We start from the raw sequence: 6,567 nt of genomic DNA, 5'->3' as shown, positions 1-6,567 counted from the left end.
GGAGGCCGAGCAGCGGGCTGCCGCGGGCGAGTTGCGTGCCGCGGCCGCGGCCGAGGCCCGCCGCGCGGCCGAGGGGCGGGCGCGGGACGCCGAAGAAGCCCTTGCCCGCCTGGGGGCGCAACTCGCGGAGCGACCGGGACCCCGCTGATCTCCAGCGCGATGGTCATCCGCGAGGGTGATTTGCGTGAAATCGGGTAGGTCGGGTTAGCGAAGCGTAACCGACGCCTGCGCTTGTCGCCCCGGTGACGCTTGTCTACACTGCCGACATGCGCCATCCCATCGATCCCAAATGACCCGGAGTATGCCCACGAGTTCCGGCTGCGCGACCGGCACGGTCGCGTCTTTCTGGACCACGGCGGTATCTGGCTGCTGGAACTGAGCAAATTCGCCGCCGACGCGGTCGAAACCGAGCAGCAGCGCTGGCTGAAATTCTTCAACGAGGCGGAGCGCCTGAACGAGGACGCACTGCCCGCGTGGATGCAGACCCAAGAGATGAGGCGAGCCATGAACACCCTGAAGGCCTTCTCCGAGCAAGAGCACGCCTACCATGCCTACCAGGCGCGGCAGGACTATCTGCGTGAACAGCAGAGCATCCAGCTCGAATTCGCCGACCTGCGCGCGGAGGTCGAGCAGGCGCGGGCGGACGCGATGCAGGAGCGTGCCGCCGCCGAGCAGGCGCGGGCGAGCGCAGAGCACGAACGGGCGGCCAAAGAGCAAGAGCGGGCGGCCAAGGAGCAGGAGCAAGCGGCTAAAGAGCAGGCGCGTGCGGCGGCAGAGCAGGAACGGGTCGCCAAGGAAGAGGCCCTGGCCGAGAACGAGCGGCTGAAGCGATTGCTCGCGGATAAGTCCGCGTCGTCTGGACCCGGGATGCGGTAGACCCGCGGATTCGGGTGACGAAGGAGTCGCACCAAGACAATGGCACAGACCAGGGGAGTTCCGGTGACAGTATACGAAACTCAAAGTTCAAAGCACGCCTTCGATATCGGTTGCCGCGAAGTCCTTACCGATAGAGCTTGATAACTCCGCCGCATTGCGTCCGGACTCGGTGCGGGCACACGCGACCAGCGGACCGCGCCGTTTCGGGTCGAGCGTCGGCAGCGAACCATGCCGACTGGCCGCCGGGACGCAGCACCCGCCGCCCGCTGCAGAATTCTCCATTTTTGCACCTCACGCGGTTAATCTGTGCCGCGGGCCAAGACAGTCGCCCGCCGGTCGGTCGGCCGGATCGCCGCCGTGCCGCCGCCGCGTCTTGGGGTCCATCAACATTGCCCACCCGGCGCGCAGCCCCCGCCCCCTCAGGGCTCCAGCAGGTAACCATTGATGACCTCGGAGGAAACCGGCGCCAAGCGCCGCCGCTATCTGCCGCTGCTGGGTCTGGTCCTGGTCGGCCTGGCCGCCGCGCTCGCTTACTGGCACTGGTTCGGCGGGGGACTTGCCGGTCAGGGCAGCGCCGACCGCGGCAACCCTGGCCGCGGCGCCGGCAATCCCGGCGGCCGGGGCGGTGCGCAAGCACGGCCGGTCCCCGTGGTGGCCGCGGCCGCGCGCACCGGTGCGATCAAGGTCTATCTGCGGGGCCTGGGGACGGTCACGGCCCGCAACACCGTGACCGTGCGGACCCAGGTCGACGGTCAGCTCATGCGCCTGGCCTTCACGGAGGGCCAGACCGTCAAGGCCGGCGACCTGCTGGCCGAGATCGATCCCCGTCCGTTCCAGGTCCTGCTCCTGCAGGCCCAGGGGGCGCTCGCCCGCGATCAGGCGCTGCTCGACAATGCGCGGGTCGACCTGGAACGCTACCGCACCCTCTATCAACAGGATTCCGGCTCCAAGCAGCAGTGGGACACCCAGAAGGCGCTGGCGGCCCAATACGAGGGCGCGATCAAGACCGACCTGGCACAGATCGAGAGCGCGAAGCTGCAACTCACCTATGCCCGTATCAAGGCCCCGATCGGCGGGCGGGTGGGCCTGCGGCTGGTGGATGCCGGCAACATCGTGCGGGCCGCAGATGCGACGGGGCTCGCGGTGATCACCGAGGTTGAGCCGATCCTGGTCATCTTCACCCTGCCGGAGGATGACTTGCAGACGGTGCTCAAGCAGGTCCGCGCCGACACCCGGCTCACCGTGGACGCCTATGACAAGGCCCAGAAGACGAAGCTTGCCGGCGGTGTCCTGCTGACCCTGGACAACCAGATCGATCCGACGACGGGGACCATCCGGCTCAAGGCGGAATTTCCGAACGAGGACGGACGGCTGTTTCCGAACCAGTTCGTGAATGCGCACCTGCTGGTCGATACCCTGCACGACGCGACCCTGATCCCCACCGCCGCGGTCCAGCGCGGGGTCCAGGGGACCTATGTCTATGTCGTGGGGCTGCAGCAGTCCGTGAGCGTGCGGCCCGTGACGCTCGGTGCCGCCGAGGGCGATGAGGTCGCGGTCAGCGAGGGCCTCGCGCCCGGCGAGTTGGTCGTGGTCGACGGGACCGACAAGCTGCGGGAGGGGGCCAAGGTCGCGGTCGGTGAGCGCGACGCGGCCAAACCCGCGGGGCCGGGCACGCCCACGGGGTCCGCGCCGGAGCCGGCCCCCGCCGAGGGCCGCCGCCGGCGCCCAGGCGTGCCATGAGTCGGGGCGTCGGGACGCCGTCGCGGCGCCTGTATCGCGCGGGACGGCGCGGATGAACCTGTCGCGCCCCTTCATCCTGCGCCCGGTGGCGACCTCGCTGCTGATGGTCGCGCTCCTGCTCTCCGGGTTGCTGGCCTATCGCCTGATGCCCCTGTCGGCCCTGCCGGAGGTCGACTATCCGACCATCCAGGTCGTGACCCTGTACCCGGGGGCGAGCCCGGAGGTGATGGGCTCGACCGTAACCGCGCCGCTGGAGCGCCAACTCGGTCAGATGCCGGGCCTGAACCAGATGTCCTCGACCAGTTCGGGCGGGGCCTCGGTCATCACCCTGCAGTTCGGGCTCGATCTCAGCCTCGATATCGCCGAGCAGCAGGTCCAGGCGGCGATCAACGCGGCCGGCACCTTCCTGCCCGCGGACCTGCCGAGCCCGCCCATCTACAGCAAGGTCAATCCGGCCGACGCGCCCATCCTGACGCTCGCCCTGACCTCGCAGACCCTGCCCCTGTATCAGGTCCAGGATTTGGCCGACACCCGCCTCGCACAACGGATCTCGCAGCTGCCGGGGGTGGGGCTGGTCAGCATCAGCGGCGGCCAGCGCCCGGCGGTGCGGGTGCGGGTGAACCCGCTGACGCTGGCGTCCTATGGGTTGAGCCTGGAGGACGTGCGCACCGCGCTCGGTAATGCCAACGTGAACGCGCCCAAGGGCAGCTTCGACGGGCCGCACCGCGCCTCGACCATCGACGCCAACGACCAGCTCACCTCGGCGGCGGAGTATCGGCCGCTGATCATCGCCTACCGCAACGGTGCGCCAATCCGCCTGTCCGACCTGGCGGCGGTGGACGAGGCGGCGGAGAACGTCTATCTGGCCGCCTGGGCCGACGAGACCCCCGCGGTGATCCTGAACATCCGCCGCCAGCCCGGCGCCAATGTCATCCAGGTGGTCGACCGCATCAAGCAACTGCTGCCCGAACTCCAGGCGGGCCTGCCGGGGAGCGTGGAGGTCGCGCCCCTGACCGACCGCACCGTCACCATCCGCGCCTCGATCAAGGACGTGCAGCACGAGCTGCTGCTGGCCGCCGCCCTGGTCGTGATGGTGATCTTTCTCTTCCTGCGCAGTATCCCCGCGACCATCATCCCCAGCGTGGCGGTGCCGCTGTCCCTGATCGGCACCTTCGGGGTCATGCACCTGGCAGGCTTCAGCATCAACAATCTGACCCTGATGGCACTGACCATCGCCACCGGTTTCGTGGTGGACGACGCCATCGTGATGATCGAGAACTGCTCCCGCTATATCGAGCAGGGCGAGTCGCCGCTGCAGGCGGCGCTCAAGGGGGCGGGTCAGATCGGCTTCACCATCGTCTCGCTGACCCTCTCGTTGATCGCCGTGCTGATCCCGCTGCTCTTCATGCGCGAGGTCGTGGGCCGGCTGTTCCAGGAATTCGCGGTGACGCTTGCGGTGGCGATCCTCATCTCCGCGGTCGTCTCCCTGACCCTGACACCGATGCTCTGCGCCCGGATGCTGCGCCATCGCCCGCCGGAGCAGGAGGGCCGACTCTACCGGGCGAGCGGCCGGTTCTTCGAGCGGGTGATCGCCGGCTACGGCCGGCTGCTCGACCGGGTCCTGGACCACCAGCCGGCGACCCTGCTGGTCGCCGCCGCGACCCTGGTCCTGACCCTGGTCCTCTATATGATGATCCCCAAGGGGTTCTTTCCGGTCCAGGACACCGGCCTGCTCCAGGGCGTCTCCCAGGCCCCCGAGTCGGTCTCCTTCGCCGCCATGGCGCAGCGCCAGCAGGCGCTGGCCGCGGTCCTGCTCGCCGACCCCGCGGTCGCGAGCCTGTCCTCCTTCATCGGGGTGGACGGCGCCAACGCGACGCTCAACAGCGGTCGGTTCCTGGTCAACCTCGTGCCGCGCGAACAGCGCGCCGGGGCCCAAGAGGTCATCCGCCGGCTCCAGCCGGGGCTGGCTGCGGTACCGGGGATCAGGCTCTTTCTGCAGCCGGTCCAGGATCTCAGCATCGAGAGCCGGGTGAGCCGGACCCAGTATCAGCTTGCCGTCCAGGACGCGGACGCGCGCGCGTTGGGCCTCTGGGTGCCGCGCCTGGTGGAGCGGTTCGCCGCCCTGCCGGAGTTGGCGGACGTGGCGAGCGATCTGGCGGAGCAGGGACTGGCCGCCTATGTCGACATCGACCGGGCGACCGCCGGCCGGCTCGGGGTCACGGTCGCTGCCATCGACAATGCGCTCTATGACGCCTTCGGCCAGCGTCTGGTCTCCACCATCTTCACCCAGGCGAACCAATATCGCGTGGTGCTGGAGGTCGACCCGGGGCTGGCGCCGGGGCTCGCGGCGCTCGCGAACCTCCATGTCCCGGCGGCGAACGGCGTTCAGGTGCCGCTGTCGGCGCTCGCCCGGGTCGAAGAGCGCACCGCGCCCCTGATCCTGAACCGCCTGGACCAGTTCCCGGCCGCGACCATCTCCTTCAACCTGGCCCCGGGGGCCTCGCTCGGGGGGGCGGTGGCGGCGATCGAGGCCGCGCAGCGCGAACTGGCGCTGCCGGCGAGTGTGCAGTTGAGCTTCCAGGGCACGGCGCTCGCCTTTCGCGCCTCGCTCGGCCATCAGGTCTTCCTGCTGCTGGCGGCCATCGTGACCATGTACATCGTGCTCGGGGTGCTCTACGAGAGCTATATCCACCCCATCACTATTCTCTCGACCCTGCCGTCCGCCGGGGTCGGGGCCCTGCTCGCACTGATGCTCGCGGGCCAGGACCTGGGGGTGGTCGCCGTCATCGGCATCGTGCTCCTGATCGGCATCGTGAAGAAGAACGCGATCATGATGATCGACTTCGCCCTGGACGCCGAGCGCCGCGAGGGCAAGACCCCGCGCGAGGCGATCTACCAGGCCTGCCTGCTGCGCCTGCGCCCGATCCTCATGACCACCTTCGCCGCGCTCCTGAGCGCACTGCCGTTGATGCTCGGCGGCGGCATGGGGGCCGAATTGCGCCAGCCGCTGGGGATCACCATGGTGGGGGGGCTGCTGCTGAGTCAGGTGCTGACGCTCTTCACCACCCCGGTCATCTATCTCGCGTTTGACCGGCTGGGGCGGCGGATCGGGGCGCGGGGCGGTACGGCGGTCGAGAGATGAGGCGAGCCATGAACACACTGAAGGCATTCTCCGAGAAAGAGCACGCCTATTATGCTTACCAGGCACGGCAGGACTATCTGCGCGAACAGCAGAGCGTCCAGCTCGAATTCGAGGACCTGCGCGCGGAGGTTGAGCAGGCGCGGGCGGCCGAGGAGCAGGCCCGTTTGATCGCCGAGCAGGCACTTGCGGCGCAGGAGCAGGAGCGGGCGGCCAAGGAGCAGGAGCGGGCGGCCGCGGAGCAGGCGCGGGCGACCGCGGAGCAGGCACTTGCGGCGCAGGAGCGGGAGCGGGCGGCGAAGGAAGAGGCCCTGGCCGAGAACGAGCGGCTGAAGCGATTGCTCGCGGACAAATCCGAGTCGTTTGGGTCCGGGACGCGGTAGGGTCGCAGACTTGGGCTTAGCCCGGACGTGCGGCGAGCGACGTACGGTCAGGCCATCTTTGGCTTCTTTGCTGCCGGGGCAGGGGGTTCGCAGGGAAACCGTGGTTTGTCCCAGGTATCCCCCTATTTATTGCGCAACGGCAGCAGGCCGAGCCCCTTCGATCATCCATTTCCCCGTCCGAAGTTGCTCGTTCAAACATGCTGAGCAAACGTCAATTTGCGTTCGATTGGGCACCGTCCAGACCGCCGTGATAGGGGCGGCCGGCCTTGATCGTAAATCCGCCCAGCCCACCCCCTCGTGACACCGCTCTAGAGATTGGGCAAGTATTCGGATCGTGCCCGGTGCCTGGCGTAGACTGTCAGCCAAGTCGGAACCAAGGGGTCAGGGGGATGATCGGCAGACGCTACAAGCAGGGCACGGCACGCGGGT

General features: G+C 68.7%; 5 protein-coding genes. 4 read left to right on the top strand and 1 reads right to left on the bottom strand.

The genetic code is table 11. The annotated features are described in order from the left end of the window. The first annotated feature begins 249 nt into the window (after positions 1–249). Positions 250–876: a PD-(D/E)XK nuclease family transposase gene (locus tag QZY48_RS10045; protein WP_295430642.1), complete on the top strand. Its 627-nt coding sequence runs from the start codon at positions 250–252 to the stop codon at positions 874–876. Between the two features lie 87 nt (positions 877–963). Here QZY48_RS10045 and QZY48_RS10040 read toward each other — a convergent pair whose 3' ends face one another. Beyond that, positions 964–1,158 carry a hypothetical protein gene (locus tag QZY48_RS10040; RefSeq protein WP_295430640.1) on the bottom strand — a complete coding sequence of 65 codons (195 nt, stop codon included), beginning with the start codon at positions 1,156–1,158 and terminating at the stop codon, positions 964–966. A 162-nt stretch (positions 1,159–1,320) separates the two neighbouring features. Here QZY48_RS10040 and QZY48_RS10035 point away from each other — a divergent pair, with 162 nt between their 5' ends. The 3 genes from QZY48_RS10035 to QZY48_RS10025 are packed head-to-tail and all read left to right on the top strand — an operon-like array spanning position 1,321 to position 6,138. Continuing rightward, complete coding sequence (locus QZY48_RS10035; protein WP_295430638.1) at positions 1,321–2,616, top strand: MdtA/MuxA family multidrug efflux RND transporter periplasmic adaptor subunit; 1,296 nt, start codon at positions 1,321–1,323, stop codon at positions 2,614–2,616. Positions 2,617–2,668: 52 nt separating this feature from the next. After that, the gene (locus QZY48_RS10030; protein ID WP_295430636.1) at positions 2,669–5,758 is read left to right on the top strand and encodes an MdtB/MuxB family multidrug efflux RND transporter permease subunit; all 3,090 of its coding nucleotides are present in this window, start codon (positions 2,669–2,671) and stop codon (positions 5,756–5,758) included. An 8-nt stretch (positions 5,759–5,766) separates the two neighbouring features. After that, positions 5,767–6,138: a hypothetical protein gene (locus QZY48_RS10025; RefSeq protein ID WP_295430634.1), complete on the top strand. Its 372-nt coding sequence runs from the start codon at positions 5,767–5,769 to the stop codon at positions 6,136–6,138. The last annotated feature ends 429 nt before the right edge of the window (positions 6,139–6,567 follow it).

The organism is uncultured Thiodictyon sp., assembly GCF_903828115.1.
Lineage (GTDB): Bacteria > Pseudomonadota > Gammaproteobacteria > Chromatiales > Chromatiaceae > Thiodictyon.
Note: the sequence above shows the minus strand (reverse complement) of the source record. Positions and strands in the feature narration are given on the sequence as shown.

Bases quoted from the DNA above. Each gene is read 5' to 3' on its own strand.
- QZY48_RS10040 (WP_295430640.1), bottom strand. From the start codon at position 1,158: ATGGAGAATTCTGCAGCGGGCGGCGGGTGCTGCGTCCCGGCGGCCAGT.
- QZY48_RS10025 (WP_295430634.1), top strand. From the start codon at position 5,767: ATGAACACACTGAAGGCATTCTCCGAGAAAGAGCACGCCTATTATGCT.
- QZY48_RS10030 (WP_295430636.1), top strand. From the start codon at position 2,669: ATGAACCTGTCGCGCCCCTTCATCCTGCGCCCGGTGGCGACCTCGCTG.
- QZY48_RS10035 (WP_295430638.1), top strand. From the start codon at position 1,321: ATGACCTCGGAGGAAACCGGCGCCAAGCGCCGCCGCTATCTGCCGCTG.